The organism is Microvirga sp. 2MCAF38 (assembly GCF_052115485.1).
Classification (GTDB): Bacteria; Pseudomonadota; Alphaproteobacteria; order Rhizobiales; family Beijerinckiaceae; genus Microvirga.
Genome location: NZ_JBFRGU010000004.1, coordinates 45,013 through 64,477, shown reverse-complemented (window position 1 = coordinate 64,477; position 19,465 = coordinate 45,013). Strand labels below are relative to the sequence as shown.

At 59.8% G+C, this 19,465-nt stretch carries 19 protein-coding genes; 3 read left to right on the top strand and 16 right to left on the bottom strand.

The window, feature by feature from the left end:
• Positions 1–125 precede the first annotated feature (125 nt).
• Entirely contained in the window at positions 126–806 is a 681-nt protein-coding gene (locus AB4072_RS09330) for a TetR family transcriptional regulator (protein ID WP_441967403.1), read from the top strand.
• 41 nt (positions 807–847) lie between these two features.
• Here AB4072_RS09330 and AB4072_RS09325 read toward each other — a convergent pair whose 3' ends face one another.
• From AB4072_RS09325 to AB4072_RS09260, 14 genes are all read right to left on the bottom strand, one after another.
• Positions 848–2,011, bottom strand: a complete 1,164-nt coding sequence (locus tag AB4072_RS09325; protein ID WP_441967401.1) for an acyl-CoA dehydrogenase family protein — start codon at positions 2,009–2,011, stop codon at positions 848–850.
• Entirely contained in the window at positions 2,004–2,759 is a 756-nt protein-coding gene (locus AB4072_RS09320) for an SDR family NAD(P)-dependent oxidoreductase (protein ID WP_441967399.1), read from the bottom strand. The genes AB4072_RS09325 and AB4072_RS09320 overlap by 8 nt, the downstream gene beginning before the upstream one ends.
• Positions 2,759–4,120, bottom strand: coding sequence for an MmgE/PrpD family protein (locus tag AB4072_RS09315; RefSeq protein ID WP_441967397.1), 1,362 nt, complete (start codon positions 4,118–4,120; stop codon positions 2,759–2,761). The genes AB4072_RS09320 and AB4072_RS09315 overlap by 1 nt, the downstream gene beginning before the upstream one ends.
• 1 nt (position 4,121) lies before the next feature.
• On the bottom strand, positions 4,122–5,678 hold the full coding sequence (locus AB4072_RS09310; RefSeq protein ID WP_441967396.1) for a long-chain-fatty-acid--CoA ligase: 1,557 nt from the start codon (positions 5,676–5,678) through the stop codon (positions 4,122–4,124).
• A 26-nt stretch (positions 5,679–5,704) separates the two neighbouring features.
• Positions 5,705–6,868 (bottom strand): acyl-CoA dehydrogenase family protein, encoded by a 1,164-nt coding sequence (locus tag AB4072_RS09305; protein ID WP_441967394.1) that lies wholly within the window; start codon positions 6,866–6,868, stop codon positions 5,705–5,707.
• Between the two features lie 54 nt (positions 6,869–6,922).
• On the bottom strand, positions 6,923–7,720 hold the full coding sequence (locus AB4072_RS09300) for an enoyl-CoA hydratase/isomerase family protein (RefSeq protein WP_441967392.1): 798 nt from the start codon (positions 7,718–7,720) through the stop codon (positions 6,923–6,925).
• Between the two features lie 76 nt (positions 7,721–7,796).
• Positions 7,797–9,902 carry an acetate--CoA ligase family protein gene (locus AB4072_RS09295; protein ID WP_441967390.1) on the bottom strand — a complete coding sequence of 702 codons (2,106 nt, stop codon included), beginning with the start codon at positions 9,900–9,902 and terminating at the stop codon, positions 7,797–7,799.
• A gap of 13 nt (positions 9,903–9,915) precedes the next feature.
• Positions 9,916–11,151, bottom strand: coding sequence for an acyl-CoA dehydrogenase family protein (locus tag AB4072_RS09290; RefSeq protein ID WP_441967388.1), 1,236 nt, complete (start codon positions 11,149–11,151; stop codon positions 9,916–9,918).
• Position 11,152: 1 nt separating this feature from the next.
• Positions 11,153–11,575, bottom strand: coding sequence for a Zn-ribbon domain-containing OB-fold protein (locus AB4072_RS09285; RefSeq protein ID WP_441967387.1), 423 nt, complete (start codon positions 11,573–11,575; stop codon positions 11,153–11,155).
• Between the two features lie 10 nt (positions 11,576–11,585).
• A complete protein-coding gene (locus AB4072_RS09280; RefSeq protein ID WP_441967385.1) occupies positions 11,586–12,752 on the bottom strand; it encodes an acetyl-CoA acetyltransferase in 1,167 nt (388 codons plus the stop codon).
• 3 nt (positions 12,753–12,755) lie between these two features.
• Positions 12,756–13,205, bottom strand: a complete 450-nt coding sequence (locus tag AB4072_RS09275; protein ID WP_441967383.1) for a MaoC family dehydratase — start codon at positions 13,203–13,205, stop codon at positions 12,756–12,758.
• Entirely contained in the window at positions 13,202–13,621 is a 420-nt protein-coding gene (locus AB4072_RS09270; RefSeq protein ID WP_441967381.1) for a hypothetical protein, read from the bottom strand. The genes AB4072_RS09275 and AB4072_RS09270 overlap by 4 nt, the downstream gene beginning before the upstream one ends.
• Before the next feature lie 2 nt (positions 13,622–13,623).
• Positions 13,624–14,535, bottom strand: coding sequence for an SDR family oxidoreductase (locus AB4072_RS09265; protein ID WP_441967379.1), 912 nt, complete (start codon positions 14,533–14,535; stop codon positions 13,624–13,626).
• 101 nt (positions 14,536–14,636) lie between these two features.
• A complete protein-coding gene (locus tag AB4072_RS09260) occupies positions 14,637–15,392 on the bottom strand; it encodes an SDR family NAD(P)-dependent oxidoreductase (RefSeq protein WP_441967377.1) in 756 nt (251 codons plus the stop codon).
• A 327-nt stretch (positions 15,393–15,719) separates the two neighbouring features.
• On the opposite strand from AB4072_RS09260, the gene AB4072_RS09255 reads away from it, so the two are divergent.
• Positions 15,720–16,601 (top strand): NmrA family NAD(P)-binding protein, encoded by an 882-nt coding sequence (locus AB4072_RS09255; RefSeq protein ID WP_441967376.1) that lies wholly within the window; start codon positions 15,720–15,722, stop codon positions 16,599–16,601.
• A gap of 15 nt (positions 16,602–16,616) precedes the next feature.
• Here AB4072_RS09255 and AB4072_RS09250 read toward each other — a convergent pair whose 3' ends face one another.
• Positions 16,617–17,753 (bottom strand): acyl-CoA dehydrogenase family protein, encoded by a 1,137-nt coding sequence (locus AB4072_RS09250; protein WP_441967374.1) that lies wholly within the window; start codon positions 17,751–17,753, stop codon positions 16,617–16,619.
• A gap of 157 nt (positions 17,754–17,910) precedes the next feature.
• On the opposite strand from AB4072_RS09250, the gene AB4072_RS09245 reads away from it, so the two are divergent.
• Positions 17,911–18,222: an NIPSNAP family protein gene (locus AB4072_RS09245; protein ID WP_441967372.1), complete on the top strand. Its 312-nt coding sequence runs from the start codon at positions 17,911–17,913 to the stop codon at positions 18,220–18,222.
• Between the two features lie 15 nt (positions 18,223–18,237).
• Here AB4072_RS09245 and AB4072_RS09240 read toward each other — a convergent pair whose 3' ends face one another.
• Positions 18,238–19,464, bottom strand: a complete 1,227-nt coding sequence (locus AB4072_RS09240) for a CaiB/BaiF CoA transferase family protein (protein WP_441967370.1) — start codon at positions 19,462–19,464, stop codon at positions 18,238–18,240.
• Position 19,465 lies beyond the last annotated feature (1 nt).

Sequence of the window (19,465 nt, the reverse complement as noted above, 5' to 3'; positions counted from 1 at the left end):
ATTAAAAACCTAACACTAGTTAGAAAACTGACAAATTCTGATGTGCGTTCGAAACCATTCCCTTGAATCAATTTGCCGCTTATAATGATACAAACCTACAGGCACGAGCGAACTAGAGAAGCGGAATGACAAAAAAGCTGGCCAAGTCGGCCATTTCCCAGAAGCGGGTTCTCGATGCCGCGGCCAAGATATTTCGTGATAACGGCTATGCCGGGACGACGATGCGGATGATCGCCGACGAGGCCGAACTCAAAGCCGGAAGCATCTATTATCATTACGAGTCGAAAGACGAGCTCATCAGCGCGGTTCTCGATCTCGGCATCCATGCGGTCATTGAAACGGTCAAGGCCGCTCTCGACGCGCTGCCTTCCGATGCGTCAGGCCGACAGCGGGTGGAGACCGCGATTCGCGCCCACCTTTCGGCGATCATCGACAATGGCGATTACACATTGGCGACCAGGCGCGTGTTCGGCCAAGTTCCCAAGCCGATCCGGGAAAAGAACCAGCGGCTCAGAAGCTCCTATGCCACCATGTGGCAGAGCATTCTCGTGGACGCTCAGAAGCGCGGAGAATTCCGGTCGGACACCGACCTCTCACTCGCTCGTCTGTTCATTCTCGGCGCGCTGAACTGGACCGTCGAGTGGTTCAAACCCGGTGGCCGCAGCATCGATGAAGTGGCCCGCACATTCTCCGGCGTCGTGATCGATGGCCTCGTCATCGATGCAGGAATGATGGCGACGACTAAGGCACCGCCCCCATCCAAGCAGAAAGCAGCGCCCCGCACTCCGCGCATCCGCGCCCTGTGACTGTGAGAGTGGCCGCGGAGCCGTTTTAGGTCACGGGCGCGTCAGGTATCTCGACCGAGGATGTGATCCGAGATGATGCGCATCTGGATCTCGGACGTCCCTTCGAAGATCTTGGTCAAGCGCGCATCACGCCAATGCCGCTCGACGGCATTGAGCGTCGTGTAGCCACCGCCGCCATGGATCTGCAGCGCCTCGCTGGTGACGCGCTCCGACATCTCGGATGCGAAGAGCTTCACCATCGATGCCTCCTTGTCGCAGCGAACGCCCTGGTCGATCTTTTCGCAGACAGCATGCATCAGCGAACGCGCAGCTTCGATTTCTGTCGCCATCGTCGCGATCTTGAATCGGATCGCCTGGAAAGACGCGATCGTCTTGTCGAACTGACGACGCTCTTTGGAGAACTGAATCGCGTCTTCGAGCCCCGCCTGCGCCAAACCGATCGATCGCGCAGCCGTGTGAGCACGCGCCGTCTCCAGACCTGCCGTGGCGAGATAGAAGGCCCTGCCCTCCTCGCCGATCATGTTCTCCGCGGGGACCCGACAGTCATCGAACGCTAATTCCCAAGTCGTCCAACCGTAATAGCCGATCTTGGGGATCGGGTTGCCCGAGACGCCCTCTGGCAATTGACCACGCGGCTTTTCCACCATGAAGGCGGAAATTCCGCGATGCCGAGCCTTCGGATCGATCGTGGGATCCGTGCGGGCAAAAACGAGGATGAAATCCGCTCCATCTGCGAACGTGCACCAATATTTGTTGCCCGTGATCTCCCATTCGTCTCCGACACGCTTGGCGCGGCACGAAATGTTGGCGACGTCGGAGCCGGCATTCGGCTCCGAGAGCGCGAAAGCCCCGAGAAACTCTCCCCGCGCCATCCGTGGCAAGTAGACTTTCTTCTGCTCCGGCGTCATCGACTTCAGAGATCCGATCAACGCGTTGCCGCGCGCGATCATGCTCGCTACGCTCATCCAGCCGCGAGCGAGCTCCTCTGCAACCAGGCAATATTCGAGCGCGCCAAGACCCAGACCGCCATATTCCTCAGGGATCAAGATACCGAAATAGCCGAGCTCGGCCATTTCATCGATCAGATCGCGCGGCATTTCACCCTTCACAGGGTCGAGCTTGTCGGCAAGAGGGCGCACGCGTGAGCGTGTGAACTCCCGAGCCGATTCCTGAATCATGCGGCGTTCTTCGGATAGTTCAGGCATAGAGAGATTCCTCAGGCGGGAGTTGGCCCTGGCCGAGCGAGCGCCCGCCGTCGACAATGAGAACTTGCCCGGTGATGTAGCGGTTCTCTCGTGAAGCCAGGAAGGACACTGCTCGCGCGATGTCCTCCGGCTGACCGATGCGGCCGAGCAGTTGGAGACTGAGCATGACTTGTTGACGCTCGGGCGTCATGTAGTGAAGCATGTCAGTGTCGACGACACCGGGCGCGACTGCATTGACCCGGATATCGCGCGGCGAGAGGTCGATCGCCATCGCGCGCGTCAATCCGACGACCGCCGTCTTGGAGGCGACGTAATGCGCCATTTGCGGCGCGCCTGCAAAAGACCGAGACGCAATGTTGACGATGCGCCCGCCGTTCCGCATACGCCGCGCGCCTTCCTGTGCGACGATGAACGTACCAACCGTATTGATGTCAAAATTCTCGCGAAAATCGCCTTCCGTGAGGTCTTCGAAGCGATGCGTGCTCGTGATGGCCGCATTGTTCACGATCACGTCGAGCGGTGCGAAGCGCTCGAGGATCGTCGTGATCGCCACCCGGTCGCGAATATCGGCAACAAAGGATTCGACCTCCGCACCACCAGCGCGGAGGGATGAGGCCACATCGTGCACATCCTCAAGGCGATCAAGGGCGACAACGCGAAATCCGTCTTCCGCAAGACGTTCCACGATGCCGCGGCCGATGCCTTTGGCCGCGCCCGTTACAATTGCAGTTTCCCGAGCTTCGGCCATCAATTCGCACTCCGCGCGAGTTTCATCACGTCCGTCATCGAACTTCCGTCTCCGAATGCCGTGAGCGCCCCACGCAAGTCCGCGGAAATCCGGCCAAGCACGGGCTCGACCAGAGCGTCGAACTTCTGCTCCAGTTTTCTGCCCTGTCGGCGCAGATCAGTGTCTGCCACTCCGGCATCACAACTTGCCGTGAAGCGCTTCGCGTCGGATGTCTCGATGATCACCTCCGCCTTTGCTTCCGGATAGGTCTCGTCGAAGACGATCGTTGCCATGTCGCGCAGACGAACGAGTTCGGGCTCGCCCGTCACCACGTCCTCGAAAGTCGAGATCGCAGATGTATCGCGACCCGCGAGCGCCATGGCGACAGTCAGCCGAAGCGAGAATTTGGCTTCGAGGCCGGTTTCCGGCTTCGCTATGTTGCAGACACGATCGGTGACCGGAGGCACGCGAATGGCAATCGCCTGGATCGCGTTCGACGAGGCCCCATGCTGCTCGCGAAGGGCGCGCCCGGCCTCGATCGCCCCGTGGGTGAGGTAGCAGGAGGCGTGATACTTGAAGAGATTGTTTCGGATGTGATGATCGAAGGGTGCTTCGAGCATCGCGGCTTCCGGGTTGAAGTTCACGCTCTGGGTCGCTGCAAAACCCTGTTCGCATTCGAGAGCGTCCTGACGACTCGTGAAGCCCCGGGCCGCTAGCCGCGCCGCTTGCAGACCATTCTGAGCCGCACGGCCCGCATGCAACGGCTTACACATAGTGCCGAACATCGACTTCAAACCCGATGCCGTCGTCGCTGCGATCCCGTAGGCCGTCGCCGAGGTCTCGGCGTCAAGGCCGAGCAATCGCGCGCAGGCTGCCGCCGCGCCAATGCTGCCAATGGTAGCGGTCGCATGGAAACCGTGCCCGTAATGCCCCGGACTCATCAGCGCCCCAGTGCGGCACACGACGTCATAGCCGGCGACGAAGGCGGTCAGGACTTCGTTCGAATCGGCTCCGATTTCTTCGGCGAGAGCAAGAAGTCCCGGTAGCAGTGCCACGGTCGGGTGACCGAGGATCGCCAGGTTGACGTCGTCGAAGTCGAGTGAATGCGATGCTGTCCCATTGATGAGTGCGGCATTAATGGCCGAACTGCGCTCAGGCGAGCCCACGAGAGAAGCGACGGGCGCAGCGCCATCGGTGAGGATCTCGTCACGCAGAATGCGGACCACCGGCTCCGCGGCCCCAGGGATCGTCACGGCGAACCAGTCGAGAATGCACTGTCGCGCGAGGGTGACGGCGGCCTCCGATAGATCGCCGTATTTCAGACCCGCAGCGCGCGCTGCGAGCCAGCGTGTCACCGGAGGCGTCGCTCCTGCCTGACCCATGTCAGTTGCCCTTCACGCCGGGTTCGCCATAAAGCTGACGAAGAACCACCTTGTTGATTTTCCCACTCGGCAGACGCGGCAGTTCATCGACGAAGACGATCGATTTCGGCTTCTTGTAACTGGCGATCTGCGTCTTGCAGTATTCGATCAAGTCGCTTTCGGTCACTGCTTGCCCGTCGCCCAGGACGCTGACGGCACGAACGGTTTCGCCCCAATACTCGTCCTTGACGCCGATCACGGCCACATCCTGGATAGCGGGGTGCGTCGCGAGCGCTTCCTCAACCTCACGGGAATAGATGTTCTCTCCGCCGGAGATGATCATGTCCTTCTTCCGGTCGACCAGATAGAGAAAGCCCTGATCGTCGAGATAGCCGAGATCGCCGGTGTGGTACCATCCATCGCGAAGCGCCGCGATCGTCGCCGCACTGTTGTTCCAATAACCCACCATGTGGCTCGCGGTGCGAGTGAGAATTTCACCAGGCTGGCCGACGGGAAGCGCGCGCCCCTCGTCGTCGACGATCTTCACGTCCACGTTGGGTGCGGCCTGGCCTATCGATCCAAGTCGCTTGATGTCCTCTGGCGATCCATCGGGCTTGTGCTGGCGCTTATGCAGCGTCGTGCCTCCGCCCTCCGTCATGCCGTAGAGCTGGAGGAAGACGGGCCCGAGGAGCTTGAGGCCGCGCCGCAGCAACGGAACTGGCATGGGTGCGGCCGAGTAACAGATCGTGTGTAGCGCGGAGAGGTCGGCTTCTTCGATCTGCGGCAAGTTCAGGACCGCTTGAACCATGGTCGGAGCCATGTGGGTCATGGTCACCTTTTCCCGAACGATGGCATCGAGAATCTCGGCCGGTTTGAAGTCGTGATGTAACACTACGCTGCCACCGCGCAGATGCATGCCCAGCTGCAGGAAACGCGCGCCGACATGGAAAACCGGCATCATGAGCTGCAACCGATCCGACACGATCAAGCCGAGTTCCGTGGCCATCAGCTGGGCGATGGCGATATCTCCCCGATGGCTGCGCATGACGCCCTTCGGCCGCCCCGTCGTGCCGCTGGTATAGATCAGGTGCATGATGTCGTCGGGAAGCGGCCGGATGGGAGCGCCCGCCGCATTGCCCGTCGCGAGCAATGTCTCGTAGTCGAGCGCCCATTCCGGAGCCGTTCCACTAAAGCATACATATGTCTCGATATGCGGCAGGCTGTCCTTTATCTTTTCGACCGTCGCCGCATACTGCGCTTCGAAGATCAGAATGCGCGGCGTGGAATCCGTCAGGATGTAAATCAGTTCGGGCGGTGCGAGCCGAAAGTTGACGGTGGCCGCGATGAATCCCGCAAGCTCGCAGGCGCCAAACGCCTCCATGAACTCCAGTGTGTTCTGCGAAAGGATCGAAACCCGGTCCTGTTGCCTCAAACCCCTCTCGTAGAGGGCAGAAGCCAGCAGGTTCGCTCGTTCGTGAACTTCGCGGAACGTGACGCGTCGATCACCGTACACATAGGCTATTTCGTCTGGGAATTTGTGCGCATTATTCCTGAGAATATCGCCGAGCGTTTCGATCATCTTACCGCCTCCCTTTCGCCGGTGCTTCAGGCCTTCGGCAAGCCCATGCGGTTGGCGATGTTGTTCTTTTGAATGGCTGTCGAGCCGCCGATGATCGGCATCAGCAGCATGTCGCGGACGTGGCGCTCCATGTCGAAGCCGCGGGCATAGCCATAGGCGCCCATGATCTTCTGGCATGTCAGGACGATATCCAGGCCGGTCTCGCAGACGAACATTTTGGCCATGGATGTTTCGACGCTGCAAGGCAGATTGTTGTCGGCAAGCCAGCAACCCCGATAGAGCATCAACCGCGCCGCCGCGAGCTTGGTCTGTACGTCGGAGAGCATGTGGCGGATTGATTGCATCGAGCAAATCCGCTGGCCGAACTGACGGCGTTGCTGGGAATATTCCCAGGCATCGTCGACAGCTTGCGCCGCAATGCCCATCGCCATCGCCGCCACTTCGAGCTTCTCGACTTCCAGGGCCGGGCCGGCGAGTTTCGACCAACCCTGGTTCCACCCCTCCTCGCCGCCGACCACGTCCTCGATCGGAATCTCGACGTTGTCGAAGGTAACGTCATTTGTATTCAGCCCCCGCGCACCGAGGGCCGGAATATGTTGCAATGTCACACCCTTCGCGGTCGGCGGAACCAAGACCAGGGACAGGTTCTTGTAACGCGCATCGGGTTCGCCTGAGCGCACCAAAGCGTAGATGTAGTCGGAGATTTCGGCACCTGAGCACCAACGCTTGTTCCCATTGATGATGACCTTATCGCCCCTGCGCTCGGCGCGCGTCGCGACGCTGGCGAGGTCCGAGCCGACGTCCGGCTCGGATAGTCCGTAAGCGAAAAGAAGCTCGCCGTTGGCGAGGCGCGGCAAAAGACGCTTTTTCTGCTCTTCGCTACCCGAGGCGAGGATGTTCATGCTGCCGTAGCACGCATTCATCAAGAAGAGCGTGCCGATGACCATGGAGCGTCGTGAAAGCTCCTCGACCGTAACCATGGTCGCGAGGACATCCCGACCGGTGCCGCCATATTCCTCCGGCACCGTCATGCCGCACACACCGAGATCGCGGATGTGGTCCATCAGCGCGCGTGGAACGCGGTCTTCCTCATCCCATTTCGCCATCTGCTCACGAGGGGCATGCCGTTCGAGCATACGCCGAATGCTCTCGCGAAGCATGCCGATATGTTCGGGTTCGCCGAAATCCATGGTGATCCTCCCGGCGCGCGGTTCCGCGCTTGTTATCGTTCGAAACGCAGCCGATCAGGCGCCTGTGAACACCGGCTTGCGTTTCTCGCTGAAGGCCTTGATCGCCTCAAGGTGGTCGCCAGTACGGTTGGAAAGAGCCTCGTAGGCCATGCAGGTGTCCATCATCGAATGGGCAAGCTGCTTGAGGCCGATATTGATTGCGGTCTTCGTCCACTTGATGGACTTCATCGCGCCCGATCCGATCTTCTTCGCGAAGGCGTCGACCTTTTCGTCGAGCTCGGCGGCCGGAACGGCGTAGTTGATGAGGCCCATGGCGGCGGCGTCCTTCGCGTTGATGAGATCGCCCGTCAGGAGATATTCCTTGGCGCGTGCATAGCCGATGAGCTGCGGCCAGATTACTGCGCCGCCGTCACCGGCAGCCAGACCGACACGCACATGCGGGTCGCCAATGCGCGCATGATCAGCGGCGAAGATCACATCGCAGAAGAGCCCGATCGTCGCACCGAGTCCGACCGCATCGCCGTTCATCTTGCAGATCAGCACCTTCTCGCAATCGAGGATGCCGAACACGACCTTTTTCGCTTCCATGATCGAGAGTTCGAACATTTCCGGCTTGTCGTACATCTCCTGCATGCCCGCAATGTCGCCGCCGGCACTGAAGGCCTTTCCGGCGCCGGTCAGGATCACGACGTCGATGGAGTGGTCCATGCCGAGATCATAGAAGACTCGCGAGGTCTCTTCATGCATCGCGGCGGTCATGGCGTTCAGCACGTCGGGCTTGTTGAACGTCACCGTCATGGTGCGCCCAGCCTTGTCGAACTTGATGTACTTGTAAGCCGAGTAGTTCACCATCTTGATCCTCCCGGAGGGTGACGGGAGGTTTTGCTCCCGCATTGTTTTCTAACATTAGTTCGAAAAATGTGTCTCTTCAAGTCCCACGTCGAGGCACGACGAGCGCATCGAGAGCAACGACACCCTCGCCTTTCGGCAAGACGAGGACAGGATTTAGATCGATCGTTTCGACATCTTCGGAATGGGCGGCGGCGAAATGCGAAACGCGCACCAGAACATCGGCAAGCGCCTCGACATCGGAAGGCAGCGCTCCACGCACGCCCGAAAGAAGCGAGCGGCCACGAATTTCATCGATCATGCGTAGCGCCTCTTCCTGTCCGAAGGGCGCCAGGCGGAATGTCACGTCCTTCAGCACTTCCACATGAACGCCCCCGAGGCCGAACATGACTGCCGGGCCGAAGACCGGATCGCGGCTGACACCGATGATCGTTTCCACGCCCTTTTTCGCCATGGGTGCGACCAACACGCCTTCGATCATCGCGTCGGGGCGATGCCGCGCTGCGCGCTCTATCAAGGTAGCGAAGCCTTCCGCAGCCGCGGCTCGATCTGCGAGCCCGATCAGCACGCCGCCGATTTCGGTCTTATGTTCAATGTCGGGGGAGACGATCTTCATCACGACAGGATAGCCGATCGTATCGGCAGCAGCCGCCGCGTCTTCGGCATCGGTCACGAGATGTTCGCTGAGGAATGGGATACCTGCCTTGCCAAGCAAGGCCTTTGCCGCGTGCTCGGACAGAGCCTCGCTCGCAAGGGAATCGGCCACAGCAACAAACGGCGCCACCGCCGCCCGGTCAAACGACCAGGCAAAACGCGTCAGAGCGGAGAGCGCAAGAATTGCCCGGTCGGAATCCTCGAAGATCAGAAAGCCGCTCTCCTCATAGGAGCGCACGACATCATCATCGCCGACCATCGAGAGCGCGATCAAACGGTCAGGGAACTTTGAGCAACCATCGGCAATCGCCTTTCTCAACGGGCCCGAAAGAGTGCGGGTATTCGGAACCGTGGAGAAGAAGCCGATGAGCGCATCGTAGCCGCCTTCATCGAGAATGACCTCCAGGTTTTTAGCAAGGAGGTTCATATCGTTCAGCGCCTGTGCCGTCGTGTCAACAGGGTTCTCAACCGATGCGAAGGGCAGCAACTCCTTGAGCTTTTTCTGGGCCGCGAGCGGCATCGGCGCGACGTCGAGGCCGTGACGCTCTGCCGCATCGGAGATCAACACACCCGCCCCGCCCGACAGCGTGACGACGCCGAGCTTGTTGCCCTGCGGAAAAACGCCTCGCGCGCAGGCATAGGCCACGTCAATCTGCTCCTCCGTCGTCGTCGCGCGATGCACGCCATATTGCCGGAAAAGAGCATCGTAGATCGCATCGGAACCCGCGAGAGAGGCGGTGTGCGAACTCGCGGCCTTCGCCCCCACCTCAGACCGCCCAACCTTCATCATGATGATGGGTTTGCGGTTCCTCTGGGCGAGTTCAAGGGCAGCACGGAAACGCGCACCGTCACGCACACCCTCGACATAGGCCATGATCACCTTGATGTCCGGCTGCGCCGCCATCCATTCGAGGCATTCGGCGATATCGATATCGGCTTCGTTGCCCGTCGTAATCCAATAATTGATGCCGATGCCGCGACGACGTGCCAAATACGCGATATGCGATCCGTAGGCACCACTTTGGCTGACGATGCCGAGCGGTCCGGGCTTCGGCATCTCCTTGTCGAGGGACTGGGTAAAAGTGCCGTAGAAACCGATCTGCGGGTTGAAGATGCCGAGGCAGTTCGGCCCGAGGAGACGCAAACCGCCGGCCCGCGCCATGGCGCTGATGCGCTCCTGGATGGCGAGGCCTTCCTCGCCGCTCTCGGCGTAACCCGCGGAGAAAATCACTGCACCGCGCACGCCTTTCTCGATGCATTCATTGACTGCCGCCTCCGTCAGCCCGGCGGGCACCGCGATCAACACGATGTCGGGCACTTCGGGCACCGCCGCAAGCGAGGAATAAGCTTTCAATCCCTGAACGGTTTCCCGGTTCGGATTGACGGGGTAGATCGGCCCCTTGAAGCCACCTTCGAGGAGGTAGCGGACCGGGCGTCCTGAAATGCGGTTGCCGTCATCCGACGCCCCCAAAATCGCCACCGATTTCGGGCGAAAAAGGCTATCGAGACTGCTGGGTGTTACATGCTTCATGGTTCAGTTCGCCTCAGAAGTTCACGCCGTTCGCAATCAGGTCACGGGCGATGGTGCGCCGCTGGATTTCGCTGGTGCCGTCGGGAATGCGCATCGAACGGGCGAAGCGATAACCCGCCTCGAGGCGTAGCTCGTTGGTCAAGCCCATGCCGCCATGCACTTGCATGCACCGGTCGAAGACGCGATTTGCCGCTTCGGTGCAGTGGAGCTTGACCATGGAGGTTTCGGCCAGGGCACGTTCGCCGCGTTCAAGTTTCAATGCACAATCGATCAGCATTGTCTCCGCCGCATAGATATCAGCCGCGCTGTCCGCAATCAGGATTTGCACCGCCTGATGCTCGCCGATGGACGTGCCGAACGTCTTACGCACCTTTGCATATTCCACCGCCTGGTCGAGCGCCCAGCGCGCGAGGCCGATACAGGTTGCAGAAAGACCGAGCCGGCCAGTATTGACGCCCTGCAAGGCGACCCTTAGCCCATGGTCGACTTCGCCCAATCGGTGATCATCCGCGACACGCAGACCGTCGAAAGCCAGAATGCCGATCTCTGCGCCGAGCTGTCCCATGATCGGGATTGTCGAAACGACGGAAAAGCCCGGCGATTTCGTGTCGACGAAAAAACCAGTGATGCCGCCCTTCCGCTGTGCAGCAAGTTCCGGATCTGTGACGGCGAAGATCATCGCATAGTCAGCGTAGGGACCGTTGGTGATCCATTGTTTCGTGCCGGTGATGACCCAATCGTCGCCGTCTCGCGCGGCACGCGTTTTCATCGCGAAAACATCGGAACCCGCATCGGGCTCGCTCAAGCCGAAACAGAGCGTCTTGTCGCCGCTGGCAAGGCTCGGAAGATAGCGATCCCGAAGAGAAGGATCGAGATTTCTCAGAATCGGTGACAACCCGTTGGTAAACGGCGACGGAATGACCACGGGATGGACAAGGACGCGGCCAGGACCACAATGGCTCGACAGGCGCGCATTGAGATAGACCGCCGCCAGCGGCCCCAATCCGCCGCCGCCGATTTCCTCGGGCCCGAACATCGTATAGAAACCCTGCTCGGCGGAGCGCATACGCACCTCCCGCTTCAGGGTCTCGACTTCGGGCGTGAACCGTCCCTTTTCGTCGAAGATCGTGCGTTCGCTCGCCAGGATCGCTTTGTTCGCGTTCTCGATTGGAACAATGACCTGCTCGACGAAGCGAATCAAACTTTCGCCGACAGCGACAATGTCTTCGGGGACATGCGTCGAATTCATCTCAGGCCTTGTCCAAGGTAAATTTTGGCAGGGTTATTTCAGGCGTCACGTCATCGAAATGAACAGTCACGCGGTCGCCGATGCGGACGTCCTCGACATCCGCGGTGACAATATTTGTCAGCATGCGCGGGCCTTCATCAAGGGCGATCATGGCGATGACATAGGGAACGTCGGCGGCAAAGACCGGACCGGCGGGCTTGCGGGCAATCGTGTAGGAATAGATCTCGCCCTTGCCGCTGACATCCGTCCATTCGAGATCCGCCGAATGGCAATGCGGGCATAGCTCGCGCGGGTAGAAATGATGTTTGCCGCACGACCGGCAACGTGGGATCGACAGGCGGTGTTCGCGCGTCGCATCCCAGAACGGCTTCGTGCCCGGATCGATAACAGGAATGGGCTTTTCATATGTTGCGTTCTCGGACATCTCAAAGCCCTCAATGGTTCGCGAGAATAACAGTGCTGCCGGAAGAAAGCGTTCCGCCGGTTCCGTGGACGAGTGCCGTTTTGGCACCTTGCACCTGGCGTTCGCCTGATTCTCCACGCAGCTGGCGCACCGCTTCGATGAGCAGGAAGATGCCGTACATGCCGGGATGGCAATAGGACAGACCGCCGCCATTCGTGTTGAGCGGGAATTCGCCGCCCGGAGCAGTACGTTGGTTGGCGACGAACCGGCCGCCGGCGCCCCGCTCGCAAAAGCCTAGTGCTTCAAGAGTAAGAAGGACTGTAGCCGTGAAGCTGTCATAGCACTGGACGACGTCGATAGCGTCGTGAGTGATACCCGCCATGTCAAAGGCCGCCTTCCCCGACATCTCCGCCGCCGTCAGGCGCGCGAGATCCGGCATCGCGCCGATGCTCCAATGGGTATGTGCCTCGCCATAGCCGCGAATGTTGATCGAACGGCACCCATGCGCCTTCGCATTCTCAGCCGTCGTCATCACCACCGCGCCCGCGCCGTCCGTGACCAGGCAGCAATCGAGCAGTTTCAGCGGATCGGAGATGGGTGTGGATTTCATCACATCGTCGATCGAAATCGGATCGCGCATCGTCGCGGCCGGGTTGAGGCTCGCCCATTTGCGCGTCGCGACCGCGATTTCAGCCAATTGCTCCGGCGTGGTCCCGTGCTCATGCATATGACGCATCGTTGCGAGCGCGTATCCACCGACCGGCTGCGGAATACCCCAGACATTCTCAAATTGCATGGTGAGAATAGGCGGGCGTCCGCCGAGCGTCCGGCTGCGCTCGCTCTTCTGCATGCTGCCGTAGGCAATCAAGGCCACGTCGCAATAGCCGGCCTCGATGGCCATGGCCGCATGTGCCACATGGGCCTCGAAAGCGGAGCCGCCGATGTTCGTCGTGTCGGCGAACCGCGGAAAGATGCCCAGATATTCGCCCAGCGTCACAGACGGCAACTGCCCGGGCCCCGGAACGCCCCACAATCCCGCGACGAGAAGTCCATCGACATCGCGCATCGCGATGCCTGCATCATCCATCGCCGCTTTCGCCGCGCGTGCCTGAACCTGCAGAACGGAACCGCCGCCGACAACTTTCCCATCCTTCAACGGGACATCGCCAACGCCCACAATCACTGCTTCACGCGCCATGACTTATTCTTTCTCTGTCGATTCCAAGGGCTGCATGGCGGTTCCGGCGAGAACCTGCCGCTCGCCGGCTTTGCATGTCAGCCTGACTCGCGCCGCTGCATGCCCTTCGTGCGAAAAGATTTCCTCGACCGTACCCGAAATCGTCAGGACGTCACCGGCGAAGACGGGACCGATGAACGCGACGTCGATCTCGCCGCACTCATCGAAGGTCCCTTCACTCCACGCGTTCAACATCTGCGCGGCAAATGCGAGTGTCATCAGACCGTGCGCGATGGTGCGCCCGAACGGACCGGTTCGGGCGAATTCCGGATCCACATGGATCGGGTTGAAATCGCCGGACGCTTTCGCGTATTCGTCGATCATCTGCTGGGTGATCTGACGAATGATCAAAGGCAACTCGTCGCCAGCGACAATGGAACTCTGTCTTCCGTGGATAGGGAGGTCGAGGCTCATAGATCCCTCCCCCAAATCGAGGTGATCCGACCACTGGCGGCGAGACCGCCGTCGCTGCCTCGGGCCTCGAAATCCGACACGACATAGGGTCGTTCCTTGCGGACGTATTTGTCCACGACCCGTGCCTGGATCTCCAATGTTTCACCGACCGCGAGGGGCCGGTGGAACCGGATGGCCTGCTTGGCGTGGATTCCGCCGGGTGGGGAGCGGCGAGCCATCAAGAGATCGATCAGATAAACCGAGGCCACCATCGACGGCGCACGACGGTTGTCATCCGCGCCGGCGTAAAGGCCCGTGTCGTCTCCAGTCGCTACAAGAAAGCCGTCCACGACCGCGGCGCTGACCTCGAAAGCCAAGGGTGCCGTCGGATAGACGTCACCGATCTCGACTTCGTCATAGCGCTGAAACGGTTCCATTGTCAGACCGGCATCCAGGAGAACACGTCGCGCGACATGTCGAGCGGGATGAAAGATGTCTTGAGTGTCGGGAGCAGATGATCGCGCAATGTCTCGGGCGTCCAGCCCTCCGAGCGATGGACCGAGCGCAACGGGCGCGGCTGGCTCATGAGGAAAACCTCATTGCCGCGCACCGCCAGAATCTGGCCGTTCACCGCCTTCGCGGCGTCGCTGGCAAGGAACACCGCGACCGCGGCGGTTTTGTCCGGCGTGAGCATCTTCAAGGTCTTCAGTCGCTCCTCCTGATCCGGCGTGTTCGGGATCGAACCGACCATGCGGCTCCACGCGAAAGGCGAAATGCAATTGGAGCGGACATTGAAGCGCGCCATGTCAAGCGCCAGAGATTTCGACAACCCCACGAGGCCCATCTTGGCTGCGGAGTAGTTCGCCTGACCGGGATTTCCGACGAGTCCGGAGGTCGATGTCATATGCACGAAGGTGCCGCTCTCCTGCTTACGGAAATGCTCCGCGGCGGCGCGGCTGACATTGTAGCTGCCATAGAGGTGGACTTTGAGGACCGAATCCCAATCTTCGTCGGTCATCTTGTGGAAGATGGCGTCACGCAGGATGCCGGCGTTATTGACGACGATGTCGATCTTGCCGAACGTCTCGACTGCGGTGTTCACCATGGCCCGCGCCTGGTCCGCTTCGGAAACCGATCCGAAATCGGCAACCGCCTCGCCACCGGCTTCCTTGATCTCGCGCACGACTTCGCGCGCAGGTGCATCGGTCTCGTCATTGCCGTCGAGCGAGACGCCGCGATCGTTGACAACGACCTTCGCACCGTAGGATGCCATCAGCATGGCAACCTCGCGACCGATGCCACGACCAGCACCTGTTATGAGCGCCACCTTGTTTTCCAACATCTTTTCCATTCTAAGCGCTCTCTCGATTGATGTGCCTGTGAATTCAAACTTTTGTTCGATTTTTCGCGTTGGACGTAGACGACGCTTGCCTTCGCGTCCTGGTCTGCCCGTCAGATCATCCAGCGCCCGCCGTCGACCACGACGGATTGGCCCGTCATGTAACGGGAATCGTCGCTGGCGAGGAAAGCGGCGGTCGCCGCGATGTCCTCGGGTTCGGCGAAGAATCCAAGCGGGATCGATTTGCGGATCTGCTCGAGAATTTCATCGGAGATGCGTTCGATGACCCGGGTCTTCGTGACGCCGGGGCAAACCGCATTGACGTTCACCTTAAATGGCGCGAGTTCGCGCGCAAGCGAGCGCGTAAAGCCGATCACGCCCATCTTGGCGGCGGCGTATTCCGAAAGTCCGATCTCGCCCGCCATGCCGGCATTCGACGCGACATTCACGATCTTACCGCGACCCGCCTCACGCATCGACGGCACCACCTGACGGGATGCGATCAGTGTCGACATGAGCGAAACGTTCAGCGTGAAGCGCCAGACTTCCGAGGACGATGCGTAGAATTCGGATGCCCGTTCACGTGCGCTTTGCCCGACATTGTTCATCAGAATGTCAACGAAGCCGGCCTCGGTGTAAATGCGCTTGAAAGCGTCCGTAACGATTTTTTCATCGGTGCAGTCGGCGGTGATAGCCCACACCTTCGCGCCTGCTTCACGAGCTTTCTCCGCTGTGGCGGAGAGGCCCTCCTCTTCCATATCGAGGATGGCGACGTTTGCCCCTTCTGCAGCGAAACGCAGTGCACTTGCGCGACCGATTCCGTTTCCCGCGCCGGTGACTACGGCAAGTCTACCTTCGAGACGACGCATCGCTTTCCTCCTTCTCAGCCCCACGAGCGCAGACGCGTCCGATAGGCTCTCGCGAGCACAAATGGCTGCTTTATCGCCGCCTTTCGGGCGACTTCAAACAAAAACTAACACTCGTTCGAAAATGCTGCAAGTGTCGATTTTCTTCCGCATTCATTTTCGCATCGTCAAAGCACATTGAACCCCGCCAAGCGCGCTCTCTGAGATACGAGGAGAGCATCTTGGGATCGAGCGTCCGCGCAGACAGTGGACACCCCCCTGGATACTCGACTATAAAAACAAACATCTGTTAGATTTTAAAACAAGTCGAGCCTGCGAGAGAAAACGATCATGACAAGACGAATTCTGGTGACCGCAGCGACCGGCACCGTCGGCGGTGCCGCAATGCGACTTCTTGCGAGCGACGCGAAATCTGGTGAGTTCGAGCTGATCGGCGCAGCACGCAGCGCCGCGAGCGCGGACCGTTTACGCGCCGAAGGTTTTGATCCTGTCTCATTCGACTATGATCGTCCCGAGACCCTGCGGCCGGCGCTCGAAGGCGTCGATTCGGTTTTCCTGATCACAGGGTATACGGTTGACATGCTGGTGCATTCCAAACGCCTGCTTGACGCTGCCAAAGCAACGGGCGTGCGTCACATCGTTCATCTCGGTGCGCTCGCGTCAGATGACACGCCGCATGCTCATTTCGCCTGGCACCAGCTCATCGAGTGCGCGATTGAATCGATGGGATTTTCGTTCACCCATCTGAGACCCAATTTCTTCATCGACACCGTCTGGGCAGGATTCAGGCACAGGCCGGACCGTCTCGTCCATTTTATGGGCGACCGAAAAGTCAGTTGGATTTCTTCAGAGGATATCGCGGCCGTGGGGGCAGCGGCTTTGCGCGATCCGGACAGACATAGCGAAAAGACGTATCCGCTCGCCGTCGAGGCACTGTCCCTGACAGAGATCGCGACGCTCCTTTCGGAAGTGACGCACCGCTCGGTTGAGTACCGCCCGCGCGAACCCGCCGAACTTCTGCCGATCCTGCTGAAGCAGGGCATGGACCCAGTCTACGCTACGAGCCTTGCGGGCGGCGTCGCAGCAATCGAAGCGGGCAATATGCCGCTTGCCGACGCCGTTTACGACACGGTCAAGAGTGTCACTGGCCGCATGCCGCTAGGCTGGCGCGCGTTTGCCGAAACGAGAAAAGGCGAACTCACCGCGAGCTAGGCCGCCGCTCTCATCTTAGAGCGTCCGGCCGATCAGTTCCTTCATGATTTCATTCGTGCCCGCGTAGATCCGCTGGACGCGCGCATCTGCAAAGGCCCGTGTGATCGGATATTCCCACATGAAACCATAGCCTCCGTGAAGCTGAAGGCACGCATCGAGCACCTTTCCTTGCATCTCGCTCGTCCACAACTTCACCATCGCGGCAGTGGTGGTGTCGAGCTTACCCTCGAGCACCAGTTCCAGGCAGCGATCGAGGAAAATCCGGCCGACCTGCACTTCGGTCTTCATCTCGGCCAACGTAAAACGTGAGTTCTGGAACTCGATCACCGCCTTGCCAAAAGCCCGGCGACTTTTCGTGTAGTCGATCGTCCAGTCGAGCGCTGCCTCGCAGCACGAGACCGCCTGAATGCCGACATGCATGCGCTCCCAGGCAAGCTCCTGCATCATGTAACCGAAGCCCTTCCCCTCCTCACCGATGAGATTTGTTGCCGGCACACGCACTTCATTGAAGAAGAGCTCCGAAGTGTCTTGCGCCTTGGTGCCGAGTTTCTTGAGCCGACGCCCGCGTTCGAAACCGGCACGATCAGCCTCCACCATCACGAGACTGATGCCGCGTGCGCCCTCGCTACGGTCGGTCTTGCAGGCGACAAGGAAGAGGTCGGCCGTCTGACCGTTGGTGATAAAAGTTTTCTGACCTGAAATGACGTAATCATCACCGTCGCGGATAGCCGTCGTACGGATTGCCTGGAGATCGGAACCACCGCCCGGCTCCGTCATTGCGATGGCCGCGATGTAATCCCCCGTCGCCATCTTTGGAAGCCATGCCCGCTTCTGATCGGGCGTGCCGTAATGATGGATGTATGGTGCTACAATGTCAGAATGAAGCGGAAATCCGAGACCCGTGAGATTGAGTCGAGCCTGCTCTTCCATCAGAATGATCGAATAGCGACGATCTGCACCCACGCCGCCCCATTCCTCGGGGATCGCGACACAAAGGAAGCCCTGCTCGCCAGCCTTTTTCCATGCCCAGCGAGGCACCTCCCCCTTTTCCTCCCATTCTTCATGGTGCGGCGCCAGTTCGCGTTCCATGAAGCGGCGAACCGATTCGCGGAACATTTCATGCTCTTCGGAAAATAGGGTGCGCGCTATCATTTTTCCTCCGGCGAGATCTTGGCGTGGGAGACACACTCCGCGACGTTTCGGGCAAAATGCGTACAAATCTGCAATTATTTTTCTAACATCTGTTTGAATTTAATTGCAAGCCGGATTAGCGTATGGCCCCGACACTCGGCATGAGGAGCTTTGCTCGATGATCATCGAGAAACGCACTTACACATTCCACCCCGGCAAGGTGCAGGAATTCCTCGCATTATACGAGGCTGACGGGCTGGCTCTGCACACCAAATACCTACCCATGATCGGCTATTTCGTCTCCGAGATCGGGACGTTGAATCAGGTCGTCACCATGTGGGGCTATGAAAGCATGCAGCAGCGCGACGAGCTGAGGGCAAAGCTCTATGCGGATCCGGAATGGATTGCGTTCGGTCCCAAAACCACGCCCTTCATTCAGAACATGGAAACGGTGATCCTGCGACCGACGAGCTTTTCACCGATCCGTTGACCCGCAGCGACGCCGTTACGGGCCGGCTATCAGCTTGCGAGCCTTCAACCCGGCGATTTCCGCACACGACAATCCAAGCCCGGCGAGCACCTCATTGGTGTCTTCACCGACGAGTGGTGCCCTGCGGAATACGCCACCGGGCGTGGCTGTCATGCGGATCGGCGTCGAAGCGATCGTGACCGGCTTGGACGATCCCGGATGCTCGACCTCGACCAGCATGTTCCGCACGGCGACATGCGGATCGCCGTAGATGTCGGCTGCCGTATTGACAGGTCCGAATGGCACCCGGCCATCGAGGGCTTCCGCGATTTCGGCCTTGGTCCGTGCGGCACTCCATGCCTCCACGATCGCCACCGTTTCAGCCGCGTGAGCCAAGCGGGCGTTGTTGGTGGCGTATTTCGGATCGTGTGCGAGTTCAGGGCGACCCATGATGGCAGTGAGGTCGCGCCAGAAGGAATCGCGCGGACACCCGATCGTGACTTGTCCGTCCTTGGCGGGGAACGTGCCGAACGGACAAAGAATCGGATGCCGATTTCCCTCTGGAACCGGAGATTCCCCAAGATACGAATATTGATAGACGATGCGCTCACACATGGCGAGAATGCCATCGTACATGGCGACATCGACAAACTGGCCCTGACCGGTGCGGCCTGCATGATGAAGCGCCGCCATGATGCCGAAGGCGGCGAGAGAGGCTGGAAAAATGTCGCCGATGCCCGGGCCGATTTTCATCGGAGTCACGGAATCCGGCCCGGTTATTCCCATGGCCCCGCCCATCGCCTGCGCGACAACATCGAAGGCTGGACGGTTGGTATAAGGGCTTCTTCCCGTCCGCGGATCGCCAAATCCACGGATCGCCGCGTAGACCAACCGCGGATTGTCGGCCGCCAACACTTCGTAGCCGATGCCCAGCCTGTCCATGACACCGGCGCGAAAGTTCTCGACAACAATATCCGCATCCTTTGCCAGTCGGCGAAATAATGCTTTGCCTTCGTCAGATTTCAGATCGAGCGCGACGCTCTTCTTGTTGCGATTGGTGCTCTGGAAATAGCCGCCGAAATAGTGAGCTGTATCGTCCTTCGGAAAAGGTCCGAATTGTCGCGTGGGATCACCTTCGACCGGTTCGATCTTGATGACGCTCGCCCCCTGATCGGCAAGGAGCATCGTGCAATAGGGACCGGCCAGCATCTGCGTCAGATCGACGACCTTGATGCCGGCCAATGCACCCGAGACCTCAGTCATT